This is a genomic window from Planctomicrobium stercoris (assembly GCF_051465655.1).
GTDB lineage: Bacteria > Planctomycetota > Planctomycetia > Planctomycetales > Planctomycetaceae > Planctomicrobium.
On sequence record NZ_CP195791.1, the window covers coordinates 2,154,185 to 2,176,023 of the forward strand.

At 57.1% G+C, this 21,839-nt stretch carries 25 protein-coding genes and 1 pseudogene; 7 read left to right on the forward strand and 19 right to left on the reverse strand.

Annotated elements, in window-relative coordinates; translation table 11 throughout:
• Window positions 1-110: 110 nt before the first annotated feature.
• The 3 genes from SH661x_RS08845 to SH661x_RS08855 form a co-directional block, all read right to left on the reverse strand.
• Window positions 111-1,088, reverse strand: a complete 978-nt coding sequence (locus SH661x_RS08845; RefSeq protein ID WP_437230074.1) for a GNAT family N-acetyltransferase — start codon at window positions 1,086-1,088, stop codon at window positions 111-113.
• A gap of 105 nt (window positions 1,089-1,193) precedes the next feature.
• Window positions 1,194-2,159: a transketolase family protein gene (locus SH661x_RS08850; RefSeq protein WP_437230076.1), complete on the reverse strand. Its 966-nt coding sequence runs from the start codon at window positions 2,157-2,159 to the stop codon at window positions 1,194-1,196.
• A gap of 110 nt (window positions 2,160-2,269) precedes the next feature.
• Entirely contained in the window at window positions 2,270-3,100 is an 831-nt protein-coding gene (locus SH661x_RS08855; protein WP_437230078.1) for a transketolase, read from the reverse strand.
• 282 nt (window positions 3,101-3,382) lie between these two features.
• Here SH661x_RS08855 and SH661x_RS08860 point away from each other — a divergent pair, with 282 nt between their 5' ends.
• From SH661x_RS08860 to SH661x_RS08870, 3 genes are all read left to right on the forward strand, one after another.
• Entirely contained in the window at window positions 3,383-3,802 is a 420-nt protein-coding gene (locus SH661x_RS08860; protein ID WP_437230080.1) for a hypothetical protein, read from the forward strand.
• 69 nt (window positions 3,803-3,871) lie between these two features.
• On the forward strand, window positions 3,872-4,456 hold the full coding sequence (locus SH661x_RS08865; RefSeq protein ID WP_437230082.1) for an anthranilate synthase component II: 585 nt from the start codon (window positions 3,872-3,874) through the stop codon (window positions 4,454-4,456).
• A 178-nt stretch (window positions 4,457-4,634) separates the two neighbouring features.
• The gene (locus SH661x_RS08870; protein ID WP_437230084.1) at window positions 4,635-5,954 is read left to right on the forward strand and encodes an HD domain-containing protein; all 1,320 of its coding nucleotides are present in this window, start codon (window positions 4,635-4,637) and stop codon (window positions 5,952-5,954) included.
• A gap of 262 nt (window positions 5,955-6,216) precedes the next feature.
• Here SH661x_RS08870 and SH661x_RS08875 read toward each other — a convergent pair whose 3' ends face one another.
• Window positions 6,217-6,813 (reverse strand): NfeD family protein, encoded by a 597-nt coding sequence (locus SH661x_RS08875; protein ID WP_437230086.1) that lies wholly within the window; start codon window positions 6,811-6,813, stop codon window positions 6,217-6,219.
• Window positions 6,814-7,027: 214 nt separating this feature from the next.
• Here SH661x_RS08875 and SH661x_RS08880 point away from each other — a divergent pair.
• Window positions 7,028-7,180 (forward strand): annotated as a pseudogene (locus tag SH661x_RS08880) (addiction module toxin RelE); the annotation flags it as partial.
• 314 nt (window positions 7,181-7,494) lie between these two features.
• On the opposite strand, the gene SH661x_RS08885 reads toward SH661x_RS08880, so the two are convergent.
• The 4 genes from SH661x_RS08885 to SH661x_RS08900 all read right to left on the reverse strand — a co-directional run bounded on the left by SH661x_RS08885 (window position 7,495) and on the right by SH661x_RS08900 (window position 11,073).
• Window positions 7,495-8,922, reverse strand: coding sequence for a phytoene desaturase family protein (locus SH661x_RS08885; RefSeq protein WP_437230088.1), 1,428 nt, complete (start codon window positions 8,920-8,922; stop codon window positions 7,495-7,497).
• A gap of 147 nt (window positions 8,923-9,069) precedes the next feature.
• Window positions 9,070-9,447 (reverse strand): hypothetical protein, encoded by a 378-nt coding sequence (locus SH661x_RS08890; RefSeq protein ID WP_437230090.1) that lies wholly within the window; start codon window positions 9,445-9,447, stop codon window positions 9,070-9,072.
• Window positions 9,448-9,628: 181 nt separating this feature from the next.
• Entirely contained in the window at window positions 9,629-10,483 is an 855-nt protein-coding gene (locus SH661x_RS08895) for a 3-hydroxyacyl-CoA dehydrogenase family protein (protein ID WP_437230092.1), read from the reverse strand.
• Between the two features lie 29 nt (window positions 10,484-10,512).
• Window positions 10,513-11,073 (reverse strand): helix-turn-helix domain-containing protein, encoded by a 561-nt coding sequence (locus SH661x_RS08900; RefSeq protein ID WP_437230094.1) that lies wholly within the window; start codon window positions 11,071-11,073, stop codon window positions 10,513-10,515.
• A 173-nt stretch (window positions 11,074-11,246) separates the two neighbouring features.
• Between SH661x_RS08900 and SH661x_RS08905 the strand changes: the two genes are divergently transcribed.
• The 3 genes from SH661x_RS08905 to SH661x_RS08915 all read left to right on the forward strand — a co-directional run bounded on the left by SH661x_RS08905 (window position 11,247) and on the right by SH661x_RS08915 (window position 15,067).
• On the forward strand, window positions 11,247-12,374 hold the full coding sequence (locus SH661x_RS08905; RefSeq protein ID WP_437230096.1) for a thiolase family protein: 1,128 nt from the start codon (window positions 11,247-11,249) through the stop codon (window positions 12,372-12,374).
• Between the two features lie 66 nt (window positions 12,375-12,440).
• Window positions 12,441-14,297: an AMP-binding protein gene (locus tag SH661x_RS08910; RefSeq protein ID WP_437230098.1), complete on the forward strand. Its 1,857-nt coding sequence runs from the start codon at window positions 12,441-12,443 to the stop codon at window positions 14,295-14,297.
• Window positions 14,294-15,067, forward strand: coding sequence for a 3-hydroxybutyrate dehydrogenase (locus SH661x_RS08915; protein ID WP_437230100.1), 774 nt, complete (start codon window positions 14,294-14,296; stop codon window positions 15,065-15,067). The genes SH661x_RS08910 and SH661x_RS08915 overlap by 4 nt, the downstream gene beginning before the upstream one ends.
• Before the next feature lie 78 nt (window positions 15,068-15,145).
• Here SH661x_RS08915 and SH661x_RS08920 read toward each other — a convergent pair whose 3' ends face one another.
• The 11 genes from SH661x_RS08920 to SH661x_RS08970 all read right to left on the reverse strand — a co-directional run bounded on the left by SH661x_RS08920 (window position 15,146) and on the right by SH661x_RS08970 (window position 21,783).
• A complete protein-coding gene (locus SH661x_RS08920; RefSeq protein ID WP_437230102.1) occupies window positions 15,146-16,219 on the reverse strand; it encodes a metallophosphoesterase in 1,074 nt (357 codons plus the stop codon).
• A gap of 506 nt (window positions 16,220-16,725) precedes the next feature.
• Window positions 16,726-17,133, reverse strand: a complete 408-nt coding sequence (locus SH661x_RS08925; protein WP_437230104.1) for a hypothetical protein — start codon at window positions 17,131-17,133, stop codon at window positions 16,726-16,728.
• A gap of 12 nt (window positions 17,134-17,145) precedes the next feature.
• On the reverse strand, window positions 17,146-18,315 hold the full coding sequence (locus tag SH661x_RS08930; protein ID WP_437230106.1) for a DNA polymerase Y family protein: 1,170 nt from the start codon (window positions 18,313-18,315) through the stop codon (window positions 17,146-17,148).
• A gap of 74 nt (window positions 18,316-18,389) precedes the next feature.
• Entirely contained in the window at window positions 18,390-18,992 is a 603-nt protein-coding gene (locus SH661x_RS08935; protein WP_437230108.1) for a Fic family protein, read from the reverse strand.
• The gene (locus SH661x_RS08940; RefSeq protein WP_437230110.1) at window positions 18,989-19,216 is read right to left on the reverse strand and encodes a hypothetical protein; all 228 of its coding nucleotides are present in this window, start codon (window positions 19,214-19,216) and stop codon (window positions 18,989-18,991) included. The genes SH661x_RS08935 and SH661x_RS08940 overlap by 4 nt, the downstream gene beginning before the upstream one ends.
• Window positions 19,217-19,602: 386 nt before the next feature.
• Entirely contained in the window at window positions 19,603-19,773 is a 171-nt protein-coding gene (locus SH661x_RS08945; protein WP_437230112.1) for a hypothetical protein, read from the reverse strand.
• Window positions 19,770-19,931 carry a hypothetical protein gene (locus tag SH661x_RS08950; RefSeq protein ID WP_437230114.1) on the reverse strand — a complete coding sequence of 54 codons (162 nt, stop codon included), beginning with the start codon at window positions 19,929-19,931 and terminating at the stop codon, window positions 19,770-19,772. Before SH661x_RS08950 ends, SH661x_RS08945 begins: the two co-directional genes overlap by 4 nt.
• A 3-nt stretch (window positions 19,932-19,934) precedes the next feature.
• Window positions 19,935-20,734, reverse strand: a protein-coding gene (locus SH661x_RS08955; RefSeq protein WP_437230116.1) for an IS5 family transposase whose coding sequence is annotated in 2 segments (ribosomal slippage) — window positions 19,935-20,395 and window positions 20,395-20,734 — 801 coding nt in all. Because the reading frame shifts where the segments join, the coding sequence is not laid out codon by codon here.
• Between the two features lie 190 nt (window positions 20,735-20,924).
• The gene (locus SH661x_RS08960; RefSeq protein WP_437230118.1) at window positions 20,925-21,209 is read right to left on the reverse strand and encodes a hypothetical protein; all 285 of its coding nucleotides are present in this window, start codon (window positions 21,207-21,209) and stop codon (window positions 20,925-20,927) included.
• Complete coding sequence (locus SH661x_RS08965; protein WP_437230120.1) at window positions 21,206-21,436, reverse strand: hypothetical protein; 231 nt, start codon at window positions 21,434-21,436, stop codon at window positions 21,206-21,208. The genes SH661x_RS08960 and SH661x_RS08965 overlap by 4 nt, the downstream gene beginning before the upstream one ends.
• The gene (locus SH661x_RS08970; protein WP_437230122.1) at window positions 21,427-21,783 is read right to left on the reverse strand and encodes a hypothetical protein; all 357 of its coding nucleotides are present in this window, start codon (window positions 21,781-21,783) and stop codon (window positions 21,427-21,429) included. Before SH661x_RS08970 ends, SH661x_RS08965 begins: the two co-directional genes overlap by 10 nt.
• Window positions 21,784-21,839: the final 56 nt, after the last annotated feature.

Sequence of the window (21,839 nt, forward strand, 5' to 3'; positions counted from 1 at the left end):
ACCCATACAAGTCGCCCGCTCAATCCTCAATCCTCAATCCTCAATCCTCAATCCTCAATCCTCTGGACTCTGGACTCTGGACTCAACGCTCTGGACTCAACGCTCTGGACTCAACGCTCTGGACTCTCCTCCGGGCGTGCGTAGATGATTCCCGCATCCACCTGAGTGAATCCGGATGCCAGAATCGCCCCGACAGCGTCCTGAAAATCTTCCGGAATGTGGATCTCGGCGCGGGTGATCATTTCCGTGCGGAGTCGGCGGATTGCTTCCACGATGAGAGTCTGTCCGAATCCCTGGGCACGAAACGGCTCTTCCACCAGCACATCCACCAGTCCGATGGCCCGCTCGTTCCAGGACTGGATGTAGTGGTCCAGCCCGACGACGGTCACCGTTGCGATCGACGCTCCGGTTTTCTTCTCCACCAGCTGAAACCGCATCGATTCGATGTTTCCAAATCGGCAGTACCACCACCAGCTGGGCTTCTCCGGCTGGTCGGAGACAATCAATTCCGTCTGACGGCGTAATGCCATCAGGCGGAAGTTCATCGGGTCTTTGCGATCGGTCAGGTCCCGCTGGAAGACGGGGACTCGTTGAATCGGCACGTATCCGAGTGCTTTAAAGAACGGATCAGCAGACTTGTCTGATTCCATGAACCCGCTCGGGCGGGCTCCGCCGTAGATTCCGAAATAGAACGGATCGCGGAACCGGGACTGGCCCGCCTGAATGTGCTTGGCTCCCGCTGCTTTCAGGTATTCTTCGGCCCGCAGCACCAGCTCCTTGCCGACCCCCTTCTGCTGAATTTCCGGCCGTACGAGAACACAGCAGATGACCCCCTGGTCGTAGTTCAGCTGGGAGAGATCGTCGCTGAAGCCGAATCCCGCGTGGATGAAGCCGACCATCTGGTCGCCGTCCTCAGCGATGATGAGTCCGCGAGGATCGAAATACGGGAGACAGAAGACCGACATTTCCAGCGCATGGCTGGAATCCGGGTATGCGAAGGCGCGGCCCGGGCGCGTCTGCCGAAACAGCTGTAACAGCTTCGGAGGATCGCTGTTCCGGAAAGATCGGAAGCGGATCAATTGCGCCAACTCTGTGCAAATCCACCGGTCACTTGTTGGTCACCGGTGGATTCGCAGGGATCGAGGTTATCAGGAGATGGGAACAATACAAAATGTCATCAGCGACGAATCGCCTTAGGACTTGCGTGCCACTGCCTTCGTCACGGCAGCAGCCACAGCGTCGGCGGTCAGACCGTACTTGTCCAGCAGGCCCTGGGGGTCGCCGCTTTCTGCGTACTGATCACCGACGTCAACAAATTCCATGGGGACGGGATGCGACTGGCAGACCGCCTGTGCGACCACGGACCCGAGTCCGCCGTGATGAAGATGTTCTTCAGCGACGACGATGGCTCCGGTTTCCTTGGCGGCTTTGGCAATTGCTTCGACATCCAGCGGCTTGATCGTGTGCATATCGAGCACGCGAACCTTCAATCCCTTTTCACCGAGTTTCTTGGCGGCATCCAGGGCACCTGCGACCATCAGGCCGTTGGCGATGATTGTCGCGTCGGTTCCGGCATGCACTTCAATGGCCTTACCGATCTGGAAATCGATTCCATCTTTGTAAATCGTGGCGACTTTGCCCCGACCGACCCGCAGGTAGGCTGGGCCTTCGTGTGCGAGGATGGCGTTGGTCGCTGCGGTGGTGCAGGCGGCGTCCGAGGGGACGACGACGATCAGGCCGGGGAGGCAGCAGGCCAGGGCAACGTCTTCAATTCCCATCTGGGACGGGCCGTCTTCGCCGATCGAAATCCCTGCGTGGGTTCCGACGAGTTTGACGTTCGTGTGCGGGAACGCGACCGACATACGGATCTGGTCGAACGCATTGTCCATCAGGAAGCAGGCAAAGCTCGCGACCACGGGAATCTTCCCCGAAGCAGCCAGACCGCCTGCCACGCCGACCAGATTGCTCTCGGCGATTCCCACGTTGAAGGCACGATCCGGGTGAGCCAGGGCGAACACTTCGGTGCGGGTGGAGTTCCCCACGTCCCCGTCGACGGTGACGACAGCTTCATTCTTCGCGCCGAAGTCTTTGAGGGCTTCTCCGAATGCATCCCGAGTGGCCGGGCCCATTTTCAAACCAGAGTATTCACCGAGATACATTGTTGGTTCCTGTTTTCAGCGGATGGAAAGCGTGCGGCCGACCGTCGCGTTGTGTGTCTTGAGTCTCAAACCCGAAATGCAACTACCGAAAGAATCCTGATGCCGGAGCACTAGCTCAGCAGGGCCAGTGCCTTCTCTTCCAGTGCTTTGGGAATGGGTTTGCCGTGGTAGTTCATGTCTCCCTCTTCCTTCAGCAGGGGCAGAATTCCGAAGCCCTTCTGAGTCTGCGAGACGATGCACTTGGGACGATCGGTGATGGAGGCTGCCAGCTTCAGGGCTGGAACAACTTCCGCCATGTCGTTGCCGTTAATCGTTTGAACGTGCCAGCCGAAGGCTTCCAGCTTGGGCTGGAATTCCCGCAGGTTCAGCACTTCCTTGGTGGCTCCGGTCTGCTGAAACCCGTTCTGGTCGATGATGGCAGTCAGATTGCCCAGACGATACTTCTCGGCGGTGGCAATCGCTTCCCAGACCTGACCTTCGCCCATTTCGCCGTCGCCCATCATGACGAAGACGTTGAAATCCCGTTTGTCGACGCGGGCAGCCAGTGCGTGACCGATCCCCAGCGACAGCCCCTGACCCAGCGAACCGGTGCTCGCTTCGATCCCTTTGAGGCGGCGAACGTTCGGGTGACCTTCATAAGGACTTCCCAGCTTTCGCAGGGTCATGGTCTCTTCGATCGGGAAATATCCCGCGTGTGCCATGGCGGCGTACAGCACCGGGCAGGCGTGCCCTTTGCTGAGGATGAAGCGGTCCCGGTTGGGATCCTTCGGGTTTTTCGGGTCGAATTTCATGAACCCGCCGAAGTACAGAGCTGTCACCACATCGGCGGCGGACAGGCTGCTGGTGGGATGTCCGCTGGCTGCGGCGGTGGTCATCTTGATGATGTCACGACGAATGGTCAGAGCCTTCGCCTTGAGTTCGTCGATGTTCAATTCGGCCACGTTCGATCCCTTTGAGAGTAGAATTTCTGCGATTGATTCTGTCACCGACGGTCGCTTCGGTAGGTCCGCACCTTCATCGGATGTCGAAATTCCATCGGCGGGAGTATGCTACAGAGCGAAACCAGACGTCGCAACCAATTCCCCGGCTGCCCGTTCTGTTTTCACCTGAATCAAACCGAAGAATGTCCTGAGCGATCAGTTCCGTGTCGGGGCCGGGAGAACGACGAAATTTCCGGCTCGGGCTCTTGTTTGTTGGCTCTTTTCATTGCCTGGAACACTGCCTTGAACCCGGACAAGCACCCGACGGATTCCGAACTGCTCGCCTACCTGGACGAGACGTTGTCCGTTCAGCAGTCGGCTCATATCGAAAAGCTTTTGCGCGAACAGCCGGACCTTCGCGCCCATACTGCCCTGCTCTCGCGGCAGCGGGATCATGGCGGGCACACCGTCGGGGAAATCTGGCGACGCGGACGGCTCAGCTGCCTGTCCCGGTCTCAGCTGGAAAGTTACTTATTAAAAAACTCCCCGGAAGAGCTGGCGGACTACATCGAGTTTCACCTGCAGACCATTCAATGTCGATACTGTCTGGCGAACATCGAGGATCTGCAGCGTTCCCAGCAGACCGGAAATTCTGAACAACGGCTGCAGAAGCGGTATTTTGACTCCTCGGCAGGGTTGCTTCGCTCGCGGGGGCGGAAATAATCAGAGGTCAGAGGTCAGAGGTCAGAGGTCAGAGGTCGGCCGGAAGTTATCTGTCAAAGTTGTCCATCCATGCTGTTCGTTCTCGATAACTACGATTCCTTCACGTACAACCTCGTACAGCGATTCGGAGAAATCGATCCTGACCTGGAAATCGTCGTCCATCGGAACGATCAGACATCGATCGAGGAAATTGAATCGCTGCGCCCGGAGCGGATCATCATTTCTCCGGGTCCCTGCTCTCCTTCGGAAGCGGGTCTGTCGAAGGCGGTGATCGCTCATTTCGGTCCCAAGCTCCCATTACTGGGGGTCTGCCTGGGGCATCAGGCAATTGGAGAGGTGTATGGCGGAAAGGTCGTTCGCGCGAAACGACTCATGCACGGCAAGACCTCGGAGATTCATCACGATGGCCAGGGGGTCTTCGCGAATCTCCCCAGCCCGACAGTCTTCACCCGTTATCACAGCCTGGTGGTGCCTGAAGAGTCGTTGACGCCAGAGCTGATTCCCTGTGCCTGGACCCGCGATGCGGATCATCCTCCCGAGCTGATGGGAGTCCGCCACCGTGACTATCCAGTGCATGGCGTGCAGTTTCACCCGGAAAGTTTTCTGTCGGAAGCGGGGACTGATCTCCTTCGGAATTTCTTGAAAGTGGGTTGAGGGGCGAGGGGCGAGCGACTAGGGTCTAGAGACAGAGAGCCTGTTCACTAGTTCAGTCTGGTCTCTTGTGTCCAGGCGAGTCAGGATTTTCGCCGTATGAAAGTCATGATCGCCTTCAGATCGCTGAACGTAATTTCGAAATGCCCTAGACACTCATCCCTAGACCCCAGTCCGTTCTGTGTACGATTCCATTCCCGAGCTATCCGATCTCCAGAGCGGACGTTCTCTGATTCGCGTCCCGTCGGAATTGAACGTTCCGTTCACAGCCCGGGTCCGGGCTCTCGTCGATACAGAGGAGTTTCAACGCCTCTCGCACATCAGTCAGCTGGGTTTGGTGTCGAAAGTTTATCCCGGCGCTCAGCATACCCGCTTCGAACATGCACTGGGGGTGTATCACAACGCCCTGCGATACCTGCAGCAGCTGATCAAAGATGCGCGGTTTCGCGAGCAGGTTGATCCGCAGTCTGTCGAGCTGTTGATCGTGGCGTCGCTATTGCATGACCTGGGGCACTGGCCCTTCTGTCATCCGATTGAAGATCTCGGACTGAAGGATCTGCCGCCGCACGAAGCGTATGCCGCCCGTTATCTGGCGGACGGAACCGAGATGGCTGCGGTCCTTCGAGAACAATGGAAGCTGGAACCGAAAGATGTCCTTGATGTTCTGGTTCCGAAGACCCGAACTCCCCGCATGAAGCTGTTGCGGTCGATCCTCTCCGGCCCGATCGACGTCGACAAGATGGACTATCTGGACCGGGACAGCCTGCACTGCGGTGTTCCCTACGGAAGAAACTTCGACCGGCAACGACTGATCCAGTCGCTGGTGCTCAACGAAGCGGGTGACGGCCTGGCGATCACCGTCAAAGGGAAAACGGCTGCGGAACTGATGGTCTTTGCCCGTTATGTCATGTTCAGCGAAGTCTACTGGCATCATGCTGTGAGGGCCTCCACCAGCATGTTCGCCCGCGGTTTTTATGAACTGCATGAACAGCTGGACCTGCAGGCCCTGTTCAGTTTCACCGATGCGGAGATGGTGGCCCAGCTGCGGGCTGTCGCAGAAGGAACTTCGTGTCAGCAGTTGCTGGACGGGGTGTTCGGGTTGAAACGCAACCTGTACAAGCAGATGGCGGAATACAGCCACGATCAGTCGCAGGACATCTATCAGCGGATCGCCGGCCGACCGTACGCTGACGTGGTCCAGATTTCGAATCGTCTGGTCTCTCTGCTGAATGCGGAGTACAGACTGCAGTTGAGCCAAACGGATCTGCTGATCGATGCTCCTCCTCCGCACCGGGAAGTCGAGTTCGCCATCGACGTTTATTTCCCCAAGCAGAATCTCTACCGCCCGCTGCGCTCGGTCTCACCCGTGGTTGAGGCGCTCGCGACGACGCAGTTCGATGACTGGGTCAAGCGGGTCCGCGTGTTCCTCTCCCCGGCACAGGTGGAGAAGACCTCGCATGTGGACTGGGACAGCATGCTGCGAGCCGCCGCGCGTGACTGAGACGCTCATTCTTTTGAGCGGACTGAGAAGTTCACCACGGAGTCGCGGAGGCACGGAGAGAAAAAGGAACCGCGAATCACGCGGATCAGGCGAATGCGCTGAGTGAGTCATCTGTGAGTCAGACACGGCATTGAACTGACACAGGGGGAACCGGCCCAAAGATCGGTTCAAGTTTCGATGACCCAGGCCCAAATTTTCATTCGCATCATTCGCCCTATTCGCGATTGAAAAACTCCGTGACTCCGTGGTCAATTCAGCAGCATCACGCGTCGCGGTCGTCGTCTGACAGCCACGGGTCCAGCGGGTCCGCTTTGCCGGAGGCTTCCCGCTCGGGCGGTTCGAGATCTGTATCGCGTTCCTCAGCCACCTGCCGCACGACAACCCGTGTTCCCCGGACAGCGACGACTTCGATCGGGCTGTTGGCTTCGATCATGAGTCCGTCCCCGGTGGCGTGCAGACGTTCTCCGTTCACGAGAACCATTCCGCCCGGGGTCATCAGGTTCAGTGCTCTTCCCCGCTGGCCGATCAGACTTTCAAGATGAGCTTGTTCGGCCTGATACGGGGTGACTTCTTCAAGTGTGGGGGCCTCCATCAGGACTCGGTTCCCCAGCGGGGTTCGCGTGAGAAGCTGAAACGCGCCGATGATGGTCGCTGGAATGATGATGACGACAGCTCCGATGTACAGCCACCAGTAAACCGGGTAGTTCACGTACCACGCCTGATAGGCGTAATAACCGGAGATGAGGAAGCAGCAGGCACACATCACAGCGATGACTCCGCCGGACGGAACAAAGAGCTCCGCCACGATGAGCGCCATGCCTGCCAGCAGGAAGATCAGTACGAGGAGCTGCGGATCCATGAATGGCTTAGTCTGGGGGATACGGGACTTCACCGGGGTCAATGAGGAATTGCCCCGGAGCCAAAATTCTACCTCTTCATCAAACTGTCACAATCCACTCAGGGCCGACATTCGAAATGTGACCCGGAAAATCGCGGCGCTGGCCCCTGATTTGCTCGATACAACAACCGGCGGGAGGAATGTTTCGAGACTCAGAAGATGCAGGGAGATTCCAATGCCTAAAGCATGGAGCGACAAAGACGAGCGTCAGTACGAACACGTCAAGAAGAGCGAGACCGATCAGGGCCGATCTAAAGATCGGGCTGAGGAAATCGCAGCCCGGACGGTCAACAAGCAGCGGAAAAGCGAAGGTCGAACGAAGAAGAAAGACTGAGCGGCTTTGATCCGTCTGTGTGGAGTTGGGATTCACCACGGAGACACGGTGACACGGAGGGATTGAAGAGAGGATTTGTTGGTGTCCTTGCCCCCGTCAGCTAGAGCAGTTTTGACAATAATCTATTACGTTCCGCAGGCGATAATATGGACTTTCATGCGGTGAAAATCCTGAATCGTCTGCACATGATAGACCAAACTGATCTAGACGCCAGAATCAATGTGTCAGAGATCTTAAGGAGCTCGTCGCGTTGACTCCGTGTCTCAGTGGCTCCGTGGTGAGTCACCACGTTTCAACCGGAATCCTGCTCAGATCACAGCTGTTTTCGCTGTCAGGTACTTGTCCATCTCATTCGCGACAATCACCCCGTAATTCACCGCTCCCAGCCAGCCGGACATGATGATTCCGACGGATCCTGCGTGGAACAGGCCCGGGATATGTTCGGGCATTTCCTGCGAGACTTTGAGCCCTTCGAACTTCGTCCCGAAGCTGGCTCCTTGAAGATGCTTGGTGTAGTGCTGGAATGTCCGGGGTGTGGAGGCTTCCAGCCAGTCGATCTTCTCTCGAATATCCGGGATGTACTTCTCCAGGCAGTCGATGGTCGAATCGCAGAGTTTCTGCTTTTCGAGTTCGTACTGTTCCTGAGAGAGTTCAGCCCAGTCTTTGTAGTTGGCATTCGTGGAAGAGACGATCAACCAGCGATTGGATCCGGGACGGGTCTCCGGGTAGTAGAAGGAGAACGTGCGACTGCTGACGTTCATCGAGAGCATCGCTTCGATATCAAAGCCTTCATGCTCGGAGTGGAACAGAAGATCGCCGCAGTCCGGGAAGCCTTCGCCCGGTTTGAGTCCGATATAGACCTGACAGCTGGAATTGTTCAGACGTACGGCCCGGGCTTCTTCGACATAGTCTGGATCCAGATGTTCTTCACCCACCAGATTCAGAAGAGTCGACTTGATATTGGAGTTCGAAAGAACAGCCCGGCAGGAGATTCTTCGTCCATTGACATGGACGGCCCGTGCCTGACGCTGATGGTCGACTTCGATCTTGTCGACGAGTGTTCGGATGCGCACGTCCACACCGTTGCGGTCCAGTTCTTCTTTCATCTTCTTGATGAGCAGGTCGGTCCCACCCTGGAAGGTGTAAACCCCTTTGCTCATAAAGTTGCTGAAGACGATCCCGTAAGTGATGGCTGGATCTTCGAGGGTGGAACCGTTGGCGTAGGTGATGGGCTCCATCAGCAGCCGGACCACGTCGCTGCGGCCGGGGAAAAACCGCTCGAACAGTTGCCGGGTGGTGATCTGCTGATCATCGAAGAAATTCATCTGCCGGGCGGTGGTGAAGAACTCATCGACCGTGGCGTGCGGGATCTGGAATTTCTCGGTGATGATGCGGGTGAAATCTTCCCGCGTGAAAGAGGTCCGCAGAGAGAACTGGGGGTTCTCAAACCGAACCCCTTTGAGCTGAACGATGCTTTCCGCGATCTCCGCTGTCCAGTACTTCCGACAGCTCTTGATCATCCCGACGGGAAACCCGTGCAGGGAGATGTCAAAGATGTGTCCACCTTTACGCTTGAACCAGGTGGCCATTCCTCCCAGCTGGTAATGGTGTTCCAGCAGGAGAACGGAATAGCCCTGTTTGGCAAGAACGTTCGCCCCTGTCAGACCGGCCAGACCCGAGCCGATGACAATGACGTCGTAGTGATCCTTGACTCCCTGCAGAAAATCCTTCGCCATCGAACCTGATCATCCCGTTGGGCATTACTGAAGCTTGTTCATCACGCGAACTGCATGATTGACGAAAACGTCAGTGACATCCAGTCTTCAGGCGTTCGCAGCGAGAAATTTTCTGCGATGGGCCGATGGTCGAAGTCTGCAAGCGGATTATTCTTCCTCGGAAACGGCAGCGAGAGCCGGCTTGGCGGCTGCGGGTGCGTCTTCCCAGATCATGACGCGGGCTTCGTCGATCAGGACGCTCATCCGTCCGTCTTCGGAATCCGGTGACAGCGTGGCGCCCCACTGGGCGAGTTCGCGAGACTGCTCGCTGTTCGATTGAACGGTGCCGTCGTCACGGATGGCCCGCCAGGCCTGCAGGTGCGGCCATTCCTTTTGAATTGTTGTCAGGCAGGTGACCATGGCGCGACCATTGGCACCGGCGCTGAAACCTGCCCGCTCCGCGATCGCACTGTATTTTGCGACCTTGTCGAATCGTTTCAGTTCCCACAGAATTTCCGCCACGGCCGGTGCACGTGTTGACGCCATCTCATACTCCTTAACGTTTCAGGCAATTGCCAGACCAACCATCTACCCTATCACTCTTTCAGTCAGATCTCAAGGGGAAGTTGGTGAAGGTGTGGGTCGAGAGACAAGAGTCCAGAGCAAATCCAAATTTGCCGACTCCGTGTTTCTCGGCGTCCACGAATTCCTGAAATCAAAACCACGACTATTCCGAAGAATGTGAATAAAATCCGTTTCCAGTTTTCCGTCCCAGGTGTCCGGAGTTGACCAGTTCCCGCAGCGTCGCTGGCGGGGCAAACACCTGATCGGTGTTACCGACCTGCATGATGTCGCACATGTGCATGACGACATCCAGACCTGCCAGATCCGCAGTCTCCAGCGGCCCCATCTTCCATCCGCATCCCAGTCGCATCGCCTTATCGATATCGACAGCACTGGCCTGTCCCGCTTCAAGGATCCGGATTGCTTCCATCATGGCTGCACCAAGAATGCGGTTCACGATGAAGCCAGCCTGATCTCCTTGAACCAGAACCGGCTGTTTGCCGATCTGTTCCGCGAACTGCATGACCTGTGCGATGGTCTCGTCACTGGTCTTCGAGCCCCGGACGACTTCCACCAGTGACATCATTGGAACAGGATTGAAGAAGTGCAGTCCGCAGAATCGCTCGGGCCGACTGGTGGCTGATGCCAGCGCCGAGATCGGAATGGCTGATGTGTTCGAGGTGAACGGAACATGCTGGGGAATGATCTGATCCAGCTGCGAGAACAATTCCCGTTTGAGTGATTCTTTTTCCGGGGCAGCTTCAATCACCAGGTCTGATCCCTGAGCCGAGTCCAGCGTCGTGGTCAAGGTGATGCGTGATGTGATGACTTCAGGGATTTCTGTGATGCGGCCTTTGACGTGCAGCTTCTCGACCGACCACTTCACCCGTTCGAGGGCAGCCTGCAGTGCGGATTGGGTGACGTCGAAGAGGGTGACCTTCAGTCCCGCGCAGGCGATGACTTGGGCAATCCCCTGCCCCATCTGTCCGGCCCCGGCAATAAACACGGTTTCACTCATTTTTGATTCTTCTCTGGGAGAAAGTCTGTTCAAGGGGTGTTTGCCTGGGCGAAGATCGCCAGAAAACGAGCGGGCACGTTTCCAATCACTTTTACCTGGTGATCCTGCATCGGATCGAACAACAGGGAATCGCCCGGCCGCAGCGTCAACACGTCCTCACCGACGGTGAATTCGATTTTGCCGCTGAGCATATAGATGAACTCCTGACCGGGATGCCGGAATGTGGGGCCGTCATCGCCGGGGTGAACCGTGAGGAGAAACGGCTCGAACTGTTTGCGGCTGATCTCCAGTCCAAGCGCTTCGTAGGCATACCCGAACTTCGAGCCGTCGCGGGTGATCACCTTCCCCTTCCCTTTGCGGGTGAGCACATAGGGCGGGTCGGACTTGGATTCAACGAAGATGTCGGTCAGCCGGACTCCCAGTGCATCGGAAATGCGGATGAACGTGGAGATCGGGGCGGAGACCTGACCAGTCTCGATTTTCGAGAGCGTCGATTTCGTCAAATCCGCTTTCTGAGCCAGAGCCGTGAGGGTGATTCCGGCTGCGGTACGCAATTGACGAATGTTGATTCCAATGATATGTTCGTTCACAGGAAACAGTGTATCTTCACAGGAAACACGGGTCAATTCGGACGAATGCGGCGCGAACGTCGTTCGTGACGAACTTTCGCCCAGTCGCGCGATGGAGACCGCCGCGACATTCGCCTTGATGGCTGCCCTTCAGACCGGGCAGTCCTTTCTCTTGTCCACTCGTTCGGATCATCATGTCAAAACCTATCTGGATTGTCGGGGCCAAGCGGACCCCGCAAGGGAAATTTCTGGGAGCCCTGTCTCGTCGCACCGCGGTTGAACTGGCGGTCGCTGCCGGACGTGGGGCGCTGGGGAACGTTGATCCCGCACTCGTGGACAGCGTGATCGTCGGGAACGTGCTTGGGGCCGGGCTGGGGATGAATATCTCCCGGCAGATCGGACTGCACCTCGGGCTTCCGATCACGACCCCTGCCTTCACGGTGAACATGATGTGCCTTTCCGGGCTGCAGGCGGTGATGCTCGGCGCGCAGGCGATTCAGACAGGCACATCCCGTCTGGTCCTGTGTGGCGGAACCGAGTCCATGTCACGGGCTCCTTATCTTGTGAACCGGATTCGCACCGGCCTGAAGTTCGGAAATGCAGAACTTGTGGACTCCCTGATCTCCGATGGCCTCACCGACCCCACCGGGCAGGAGCACATGGCTCTCACTGCAGAACGGGTTGCCGAGCGGTATCAGATCTCCCGGGAAGCTCAGGATCAGTTTGCCCTCGCCAGCCAGCAGCGATATGCAGCCGCACTGCAGGCGGGACATTTTGAGAACGAAATTGTTCCCGTTGACGGCATCACGACCGATGAACAGCCTCGGCCTGATTCTACTCTGGAAGGTCTCGCGAAGCTGAAACCCTCCTTCAGTCCGACAGGGACCGTCACCGCCGGAAATGCATCGGGACTCAATGACGGGGCAGCCATGCTGCTGCTCTGCGATGCAGAGACAGGCGAGAAGTTGAAACTGGAACCGATGATGATCATTCGTGAGACGGCCCTTGTCGGTTGTGATCCGGCAGTCATGGGACTGGGACCGGTGCATGCAGTTCGAAAGATTGGCAGACCGGTTGACGATTACGACGTCATTGAACTGAACGAAGCGTTCGCCGCGCAGTCGCTGGGATGCGTGCGTGAGCTCCATCTGGATGAAGCGAAGGTCAATCCGCACGGCGGTGCGATTTCGCTCGGACATCCGCTCGGAGCCAGCGGTGCCCGGCTCCTCGTGCATCTGGCGAATCATCGACCACAACGGGGTCTGGCGACGCTGTGTGCCGGAGGAGGGATGGGGGGCGCGGTGGTGGTGGAACGCCCGTAAATTCCTCGGGTCGGACGTTGTCACCCACTTCTTTCAACTTGCTGACGAGTTCCGGGAGAGTTCCCTGTGCGCACTTCGTTAAACGAATTTCCGACCTTTCAGACGCCGGACTGGACTCCTCGTCCTGAGCAGATCCAGGCATCCAACATCGGCTGGCTAATGCAGCATCTGGGCACTCAGTCTTACGCGGAGGTCCATGCCTGGACTGTCGAGCACCGTGAGGACTACTGGAAACTGGTGCTGGAGCGAATCGGAGTTCGGTTCCGGCAACCCTTTCAACAGCTGCTTGATCTCAGTCGTGGAAGTGAACATCCGAACTGGCTCGCCGGAGCGAAACTGAACATCGCGGAGAGCTGTTTCAATGCTCCTCCGGAAACCATCGCCATCATTCATCAGGTTCAAGGGGGAGCGATTCAGAAGATGACTTACGGGGAGCTGGATCAGCTTTCCGGTCTGGTGGCGTCGAATCTGAAACGCTGCGGTTTTCAGGCGGGGGATGCACTGGCCATTCTCATGCCGATGACGGCCGAAGCTGTGGCCATCTATCTGGGGATCATCAAGGTCGGGTGCGTTGTCGTCGGGATTGCGGACAGCTTCCGCGTTCCGGAGATCGCGACGCGGTTGCGAATCTCCAGCGCAAAGGCGGTTTTCACGCAGGATGTACTGTTGCGAGGTGCGAAGACGTTCCCGCTGTATGTCAATGCCGTGGAAGCGGGTGCTCCGGTTGCCATCGTCCTGCCGGCGCAGCAGCAACTGACTGTGGAACTTCGGGAGCAGGATCTCTCATGGTCCGATTTTCTTCGACCGGCCGAGCCGTTTGACCCAGTCGCCACCGCCCCCAACGTCGCGACAAACATCCTCTTCTCCTCCGGGACGACGGGCGAACCGAAGGCGATTCCCTGGAACCAGACAACCCCCATCAAGTGCGCGGCTGACGCTCACTTTCATCAGGACGTTCAGCCAGGCGACATTGTCGTCTGGCCGACGAATCTGGGCTGGATGATGGGCCCGTGGCTGATCTTCGCCAGCCTGATGAACCGGGCGACCATGGGCATCTACTCCGGAGCCCCGACCGGGCGGGAATTTGGCGAGTTCGTTCAGAATGCCAAGGCAACTGTGCTGGGAGTGATTCCCAGTATCGTCAAGACGTGGCGAAACACCGAGTGCATGACGGGACTCGACTGGAGTTCGATCAAGCTCTTCAGCTCGACGGGCGAGTGCTCCAATGCCGACGACATGCGGTGGCTGATGAAGTTTGCCGGTGGGAAGCCGGTGATTGAATACTGCGGCGGCACGGAGATCGGCGGCAGCTACCTGGGGCAGACGATCGCCCGCCCGATCATTGCATCGACGTTCAATACTCCCATTCTCGGCTGGGACTTTGTGATCCTCGATGAGAATGGGAAGCCTGCCGAGCAAGGGGAGCTGTTCCTGATTCCCCCCTCCATCGGGAATTCGATTACGCTGCTGAACGCAGATCACCATCAGATCTATTTCGCCGAGACCCCTCCAGGTCCGGGCGGGACGCTTCTCCGGCGGCATGGGGATCAGGTACAGGAGCTGGCCGGCGGTTACTGGCAGGCTCAAGGCCGCGCTGACGACACGATGAATCTCGGCGGAATTAAAGTCAGCTCCGCTGAGATTGAACGGGTCCTCCAGACGGTTCCCGGAGTGCTGGAAACGGCCGCCATTGCCATCGCCGATCAGGGAGGCCCCAGCCTGCTGGTTATCTACGCTGTGGTGAACCCTTCTGGTTCCAGAGATCCCGCAGAACTGCAAACGGCCATGCAGAAGGCGATTTCCCAGGACCTCAATCCTCTGTTCAAGATTCATGAAGTGATCGTCGTGACTGCACTGCCGCGAACGGCATCCAACAAGGTCATGCGCCGTGAACTTCGCAAACAATATCGAGCTTCGAAATGATCAATACTCCACGTTCGATTCTCATTACAGGAGCAGGGAGCGGCGTCGGACGAGGGTTGTCACAGTATCTCGCTGCCCAGGGACACCGCATCATCGCCACCGATCTGCGAAGTGAAGCTGCGGAGGAAACGGTCCGTCTCATCCAGACTGCCGGAGGAGTGGCGAACTCCTTTCAGCTGGATGTGACCTCCGAGGACTCCGTAAAGAATTGTCTCTCTCAGATTGGAGATCTGCCGGTCGACGTGCTGATCAATAACGCCGGCTTGCAGCATGTCTCCCGCATCGATGAATTTGCCACGGAAAAGTGGGACCTCCTCTGCGACGTCATGATCAAAGGGGCGTTTCTGATGTCGCAGGCTGTCCTTCCGAAAATGCAGCAGGGAGGATACGGCCGCCTGATTCATATCGGATCCATTCACAGCCTGGTGGCGTCACCGTTCAAGTCGGCTTATACCGCGTCCAAACATGCGTTGCTGGGGCTTTCGAAAGTTCTCGCACTGGAGACTGCCGCCAGTGACATCACCAGCAACGTGATCTGTCCTGCCTATGTGCGGACTCCGCTGGTCGAAGCTCAAATTGCAGATCAGGCGCGAACCCGCGGAATGCCGGTCGAGGAGGTGATCGAGAAAATCATGCTCGCGCCGATGCCCAAGAAATCGTTCATCACCGTCGAGGAAGTCGCAGGCGCTGTCGAATACCTGATGAGTCCGTTAGCGCGAAACGTGACCGGACAGACCATCACGATCGACGGCGGATGGACGGCTCAATAAGGTGCGAGCGAAACCGGGACAGGAGTTGCCTGCGCACGTTCGCAGCAACTCCCCTGCCCCTGGCTGTCATTGCACAGACTACGAAACCTTCACCGGCGAAAGTTTGAGTTCAAACTGGTTCTGAGGGGATTCGTTCCGCTTCTTCAGAACGGGAGAGTAGTCATACGTCTGGACGATGCTGCCGTCCTTGCGGAATTCGAGCAGCCGCAGCCAACCGTCTCCGCCATTAGGACGCATCTGGTAGTTCACCAGAATCTGATGGACATCCCGCCCTCCCGGAGTCTGGCTGGTCATTCGTCCGAGACCATCGCCGAGAACATGTCCGTTGAGCGTGAGAATAAAGTTCTCATGGCGGCTGAGCAGCTGATTCCAGAGCTCTGTGCCATCCATCACATCGTCCCCCGACTTCGCCAGCGGGTAGGAATGCGGATTCCAGTGCTGGGCGGGACCGTACTGTTTCCAATCGTAGCGGGTGTCGTCGTAATACATGTAGGCATGAGTGATCAGAATCACTTCGTGGTCTGGATGTTTCCCCACGACGTCATTCGCCCAGCGGACGACGTCCTTTCTTGGACCGAATTCCAGTGCCAGGACGAGCAGCTTGCGATCGCCGATCGTCACCACGTGATACGAATTCTCCATGCGGTCTGGTTCAGCATCGTACGTTCCGCCGAAGGTCGGAAGCTTTTCGAAAGCGGCGCGAGGAAAGTACTCGTTGAGCAGCGTCGTGCGGTCGGTCGTCAGGCCTCCTTCGCTGTAGTCATGATTCCCAGGCACCATGAAGTATGGGACATGACCATCGAGTTGCTGCATCGCCTGCCGGGCGACCTCCCATTCCTTCCGGGAACTTCTGTTGGTGATGTCTCCCAGATGAAGGACGCAGGCAATGTTTCGACGCTCCTTCTGATCGACAATCCACTGAGTCTGCGCGAGATAGGACTTGGGGAAGTGCTCGCTGTAATTCTGGGTATCGGGAAGCACAGCAATCGTGAATGAACCCTCTTCCGGCAACGGCGGCTCGCCATCGACCAGAATCGCGTCGGCATAAGGCCCGGAAGCCTCTTGAGCGGACAACGTTCGGAGTGAAACGAATCCTGGGAGGACAATCGCTCCGGTACCAAGCTTGAGGACGTCACGACGAGTCAGGTGCATAGCGATTCCTTAAGACAATCAGTTGGATCAGTGTTTGTGGATGCGAAGTTGCATGGGCATTGTGCAGATTGAGACCATTTCGTCCACCCAGACACGGCCTAAAATGTCCCCTGAAATGCTCAGACTCCGATTTCCTTTGCGGTTCGCGTGGGGATTCACCAGCGGAATGACTACTCAGAAATTCTCAGTTGAGCTATGATCTTGCTCACACTTGGGATTTTCTTGTACTCTTCGATCGCAAGACAATCCGTTTTCGGGAAGTCCGTACTTAAAGTGCTTCTTAGAAACAATTTGCGGGTGTAGCTCAGTTGGCAGAGCGTTAGCTTCCCAATCAATACCACGGACCCGTTGAGCCAATTGAAAACCTAGTGTTTTCCATGCACTGCCAAATATACCTTGGCTGAATATGACGGTCAAGAACCAAAGAACCAAAAAAGAATGGTGTCAAACAGTGTCAGTGACACCAAACGAAAAGACCCAGGCAAATCGCCTGGGTCTTTTCGTTGTCAGATCGTCTCGCCCACGAACAGCGGCATCCGAGGTTGTCGGGTCATGACCTCGTAGTAGTGGGTCGAGGGCTGCCGAATCGGGTACACCGCCCTGGCTACGACAGCGCAGCGAATGCCACGCATCGTGTACCACACGCCGGCGTCAAAGCCGAACGTGGCGGGTATCTCTGCTTCATGGCCGCCCCATTCGCCTGCTTGAAGAGTCTCGATTTCGCGCCATCCTTTCCACGGCAAAACCAGCAACTGGCCATCCATCCAGACTGGAAGCAACCGGGGACGAGCCACGTCCATGAAGACAATCTCTTCCTCCGCCTCTGCGTGACGGCGGGTAATGCGGTTCCCGAGTTGGTGACGCTGAATGAGCGCATCGGGGAACTCCCTGCGGGCAATTGAGACTCCAAACATGATAGGGCCGGGTTAGAAACACGTCTTTCCGTATACGTCGCATATGTCATGGTTGTGAGCATCGTCCGTGTAGATTTCAGTGAGAGGCAACGTCTCCGCGCTGCGAACTTTGAATCGTCCAAGTTTCTCATTCACCATTCGCTTGATGGCATCGAGGCGCGGCTGCGACGTGAAGAGAGATTTCTGATGCTGGCCGACGAACTGGAGTTCGTCGGCGATCACATGAATGTGCGAAATGATTCCCGGTGGGCAGAGCGCGAACAGGTGCTTGGCAGCCGGCAGCAAAATCTCGAAGGCGTTCGTGCATTCCGGCAAGCGGGTCTGCCGGGATAGCCCGCCGATCTTGTGGGCCACGGTCACAGTCAGCCGGTTGCAAGCGTACCGATGCCAGAACATGGCTTCGATGAGCCGTTCGACGTTCCGCACCAACCATGCGTTATGGATTGTGGGATCGTCCGTGGACTCGCCAATGCTCCCGCCCCTGGCAATGGCTTTGTGCATTGGTCTGCGGGTGGCGATCTTTGTCAGCGGCCGCCCGTGGAGTTCCCAGTAAAGGGCTTCCCCTGTTTTGGTCAACAGCCGGTTGATGAGCTTGGCGTCAGCGCGGCGAAAGTCTCCCACGGTTTTGATCCCGTACTGGGCGAGCTTCGCGGCAGAGCGGCTGGCGATCCCCGTTACCTCTTGGATATCGATGGACTCGACATAGCTGGCGATATCTTCGGGATCGATCAGGACACGGCAGCCGAACGGCTTCCCCGCATCCGATGCGAGCTTGGCGAGTGTTCGGGACCGCGAAATGCCAATTGTGACTGGCACCCCCACCGCTTGGAGGATGTGGTTCTGAAGGGCGTGCGGATCGATCCGGTCAGCGTCAAAGAAAAATTCGTCGATCGAGTAGTATTCGACCGTGGGACTCTGAGCCTGGACGGCTTCCAGCATGAGCCGAGAAAGAGTCTCGTACCACTGGAAATCCCGCTTAATGAATACTCCATCGGGACAGAGCTTTCTTGCCTCCCAGATGGGTTGTCCAGTCTTGATGCCACGAGCCTTCATCTCGTAGCTCTTGGCAATGACTGCCGCGCCTTGATTTCCCAGCACACCAACGGCGAGACGGTGCAGCGCGGGGCGACGAACTCGCTCCGCTGAAACGTAGAAGCAGTCTGCATCAAGGTGGCCGATCATGGCCATAGAAGTACAGTGAACGGGCGTTCACTGTCAAGGCATGATGCACTCGATTGAATTGTTCCGGGCGTTGTTCACCGACGAGGAAACTTCGGTGGCCTCGAAATCTGGCCACTCCCTCGGTGCCAGCATCTCGTCTGGCTCTGCGTCGGGGTCGAGCCAATGTCTGACGTTGTACCGACCGCACATGATGCCTCTGCCTGTCGCCAATGTTCGAGGCTTTGGTAGTACCACTCGTGAAGGAAGCTGCGATCAATAGACCAGCCTCTTTGAACCATTGCCCAAGTCCACAGTAATCTCCCGACACGACCATTTCCATCCAGGAAAGGATGCAGCCACTCGAAGGCTTGATGCAGGACAAAGGGATGCAGGTCGAGAGCCTGCTTGCAGAGTTCCTTCAGGTCGGCTTCAATCCCCGGGCCGCCGCGCGGGGGAAGATGGTTGCCGACCCGTACATCCATTCCATAGAACGTCCTCAGCCGCCCATACCCATTGGTGAAGTCATAGGCCGCCTGCTCCAGGGCTCCGACGGTCACTATCTCACGGCCTATCCATTCCTGCTGATAACGGGCAATGGGGCGCGCGGAAGCATCCGTCAGATGGATGTTCTCGATCCGCCAAGACTCGGTCACCAGATCGACCATGTGGGAGAGTGTGGGCGCTTGTAGATGGTTCACGACACCCCCGGATTTCGTCTGGGGCCAGCCATGTCGAGGGCCAAGTCGGCCTTCTGGATTGTCGGATGTTCTGCATCAAAGCTTTCGGCTGCTTTCCGCAGATCGATCAAGGCATCCTGCAATGCAGACGCAGCGGCGAAGAGTCGGGCGTCTTCTGGGTCTTCGACAACCGCGAGCACTTTGCCGTTGACACCGCGAAGGATGGTGGCTGTTTCCGTGTTCATAATTTCTCCAAAGACCTCCTTAGAGATCAATGAAACCCTCGATCATCTGATCGAGGGTTTCGTCGGCGTCGTGTCCGTGAACTATGGATTCTTTCGCGTGGGATCGGTTGGCATATGTCACCTCGTTTTACGGGCTGCGAATCGTACCTGTCGCCGGTGTTCAATTTGAATGTCCATGCCTGTACTCACAGGGCCGCCCCGATGCGGCCTTTGGAGCTAAGCAAACCCTGATGGCCATCCGAAGACGGGCCTGTGCGCTGCGAGGAATGGCGCGGGCTGGTACTTTTGTGCAGTGGTTGATGGGACTGGCCCCAATCTGGTGATCGGGCACTTCAGTAGGGCCAACAGAATCGCTATCACGATCAGTAGGAGCGGCTCGTGGATATTCAGCATTCGGCTTCCAGTTCCTCCAGCCGCATGTTCAGGCCAAAGCGAATCGTGCCGATGGCATCCAGCACGGCATCACAGTAATCTCGCTCGGAGACATCCATGATGCCCGGTGTGGCATCAATGGCTTTGCGGATGTTCTTCTCCAGGCGGTCAATCAGGTCATTCATTTTGCTTTGGCTTTCAGGTTGGCCAGTTCATGGCACTTGCCACGAATCTCTTCACGGAGTTCATCGATTCGCTCCGAGAGCGTCGATGTCTCCACCACGTCGTCATAGCAGCAACCTCGCGGGCATGGTTGCTGGTATTCCTTAGAGCCTTCGGACAAAACCTATTCAGCTGTGAGGAATCTCCAAGTGATCAGTGAACTGGCGATGTCATGGAATGCTTGATAAACCTCTGCCAGTCGATCCCAGCGAATCCGCAACCTGCGGAACTGCTTCAGCCAGCTGATCGTTCTTTCGATCGGCCAGCGAGTGGCTCCCAGCGGCGAGTCCTGCAGGTCGCCTCGCTTGGGGATGAATGCTTCTACGCCAGCCAGCCCCAGAAGATCACGTGTCGTTTGACAGTCGTAGCCTTTGTCGGCAGTCACGCTTCGGGGTCGGTCCAGAGGACGCCCCCGCTTCCCGCCGATCTTGGGAAACTTCAGAAACACCAGCGGCAGCAGTTGTCTCAGGTCATGGACATTGGCGGCCGTCAGGATGTTCGCCAGCGGAATTCCATTGCGAGTGGTCATCACGTGAGACTTGCTGCCGCAGCGACCACGATCTGTCGGATTCGGGCCGGTTTTTGTCCTCCCAGCGGGGCCTTGATCAATCCGGCATCGATGAGCACGTCGGCGAGCTCCAGGCGACCGGCTGCGTTCAGTTGCGTCAGGAGGTGGCGATGAACGTCCTGAAAGACTCCCGAGTCCATCCACTGCTTGAGACGTCGATAGCAGGTCTTGTAGGAACACCCCAACTCCAGTGGCAAGTCTTCCCAGGCAATGCCGGTCTTGAGCACGAACAGGATGCAGGTGAAGACGGTGCGGCTCTCCGCAGGCGGACGGCCCCCTCTGGGAGAGAACTCATACGTGGGGAAGAATGGTTCAATCTCGTTCCACAGGTCGTCACTCAGCAATCGGGAAGCCATCTCGATTCCTCCTTGAAGAACAGGAAAAATCAAACCTTCTCAGAATCCGCAAACCATGCCAATATCGGTTTTGTCCGGATGCTCTTAATGTGATACCAGCCCGGTCCCTGCCAGTTGCTGCGATCGCATCGGCATCCACGGAACCGTTCGTGGAACTCTCGCTCATCTTGGAAATAATGATCCCACTCGGTCATTTCACCTTCCTCACCTTAAAAGGAATGAAGACGGTATCGCCGGTCTTGTACCTGGGCCCGCTGACATACAGCGTGTGGGTCGTTCCGTTCTTCACATCCATCGCCGTGGCGTAGATGCGTGTCCTGTTCGCTTCCAACTGCAACAACCGAAAAGTGGAGAATGGGCCGAGGTGGTGCTTCCCGCCAAAGAGTGGCCCGCTCCCCTGTGTTGTTCGGAATTGATCCCCAGGTCGCAGCGCGACCCGTGGGGAGAGTTGCAAGTGTTCAACGGGTTTCATCATTGGAGGGCTCTCAGCAGGTTGCCTTCGGTGTCTCCGACCAGCTTCACGCGGGTCGCTCGACACTGGCACGTTTGCAGATACATTTTGACGCCGGGATGTGGACTCGGTTGTTCATAGGTGTCCTTGAACTCGTGGTCACAATTCAGCATCGGATCAACCTCATCAACGCTGCGGCCGAGGTACAGAGGCGTCGTGTAGGCGATGTTCCCTTCGCGGGTCATTTGCATTTCGTCAGCCTCCGCTCCAGTTCCTTCTGCCAGTCCTGGGCGAACTCATCCTCGTCGCCGTATGTGTCCAGGACGTACTCAATCGCTTCCCGCTCAGTGCGGAACCCTGACCAGTCTGTCGAGTCGAGGTAGCCCGGTTCCTGCATCCGGACACACCAGCCGAAACGCTTGGTGATGGAATAACAGGTCGTGTTCTCGCAGAACGGTTGGAGAGCGTCCGGTACTGGTTGCTTTTCTTTGTCGAACGTTTCCGGGAATGTCCCTTCGACCTGACCAATGGGAACGATGTCGCAGCCGGAAGGGCCTTCGACCTCGAAATATGTGCCACGCAGGAATTCAGGTTGCATAGGTTTGCCTTTCGCTCACACTATTATCCCTTGCGGTGATAGCACGGTCAAGAAGA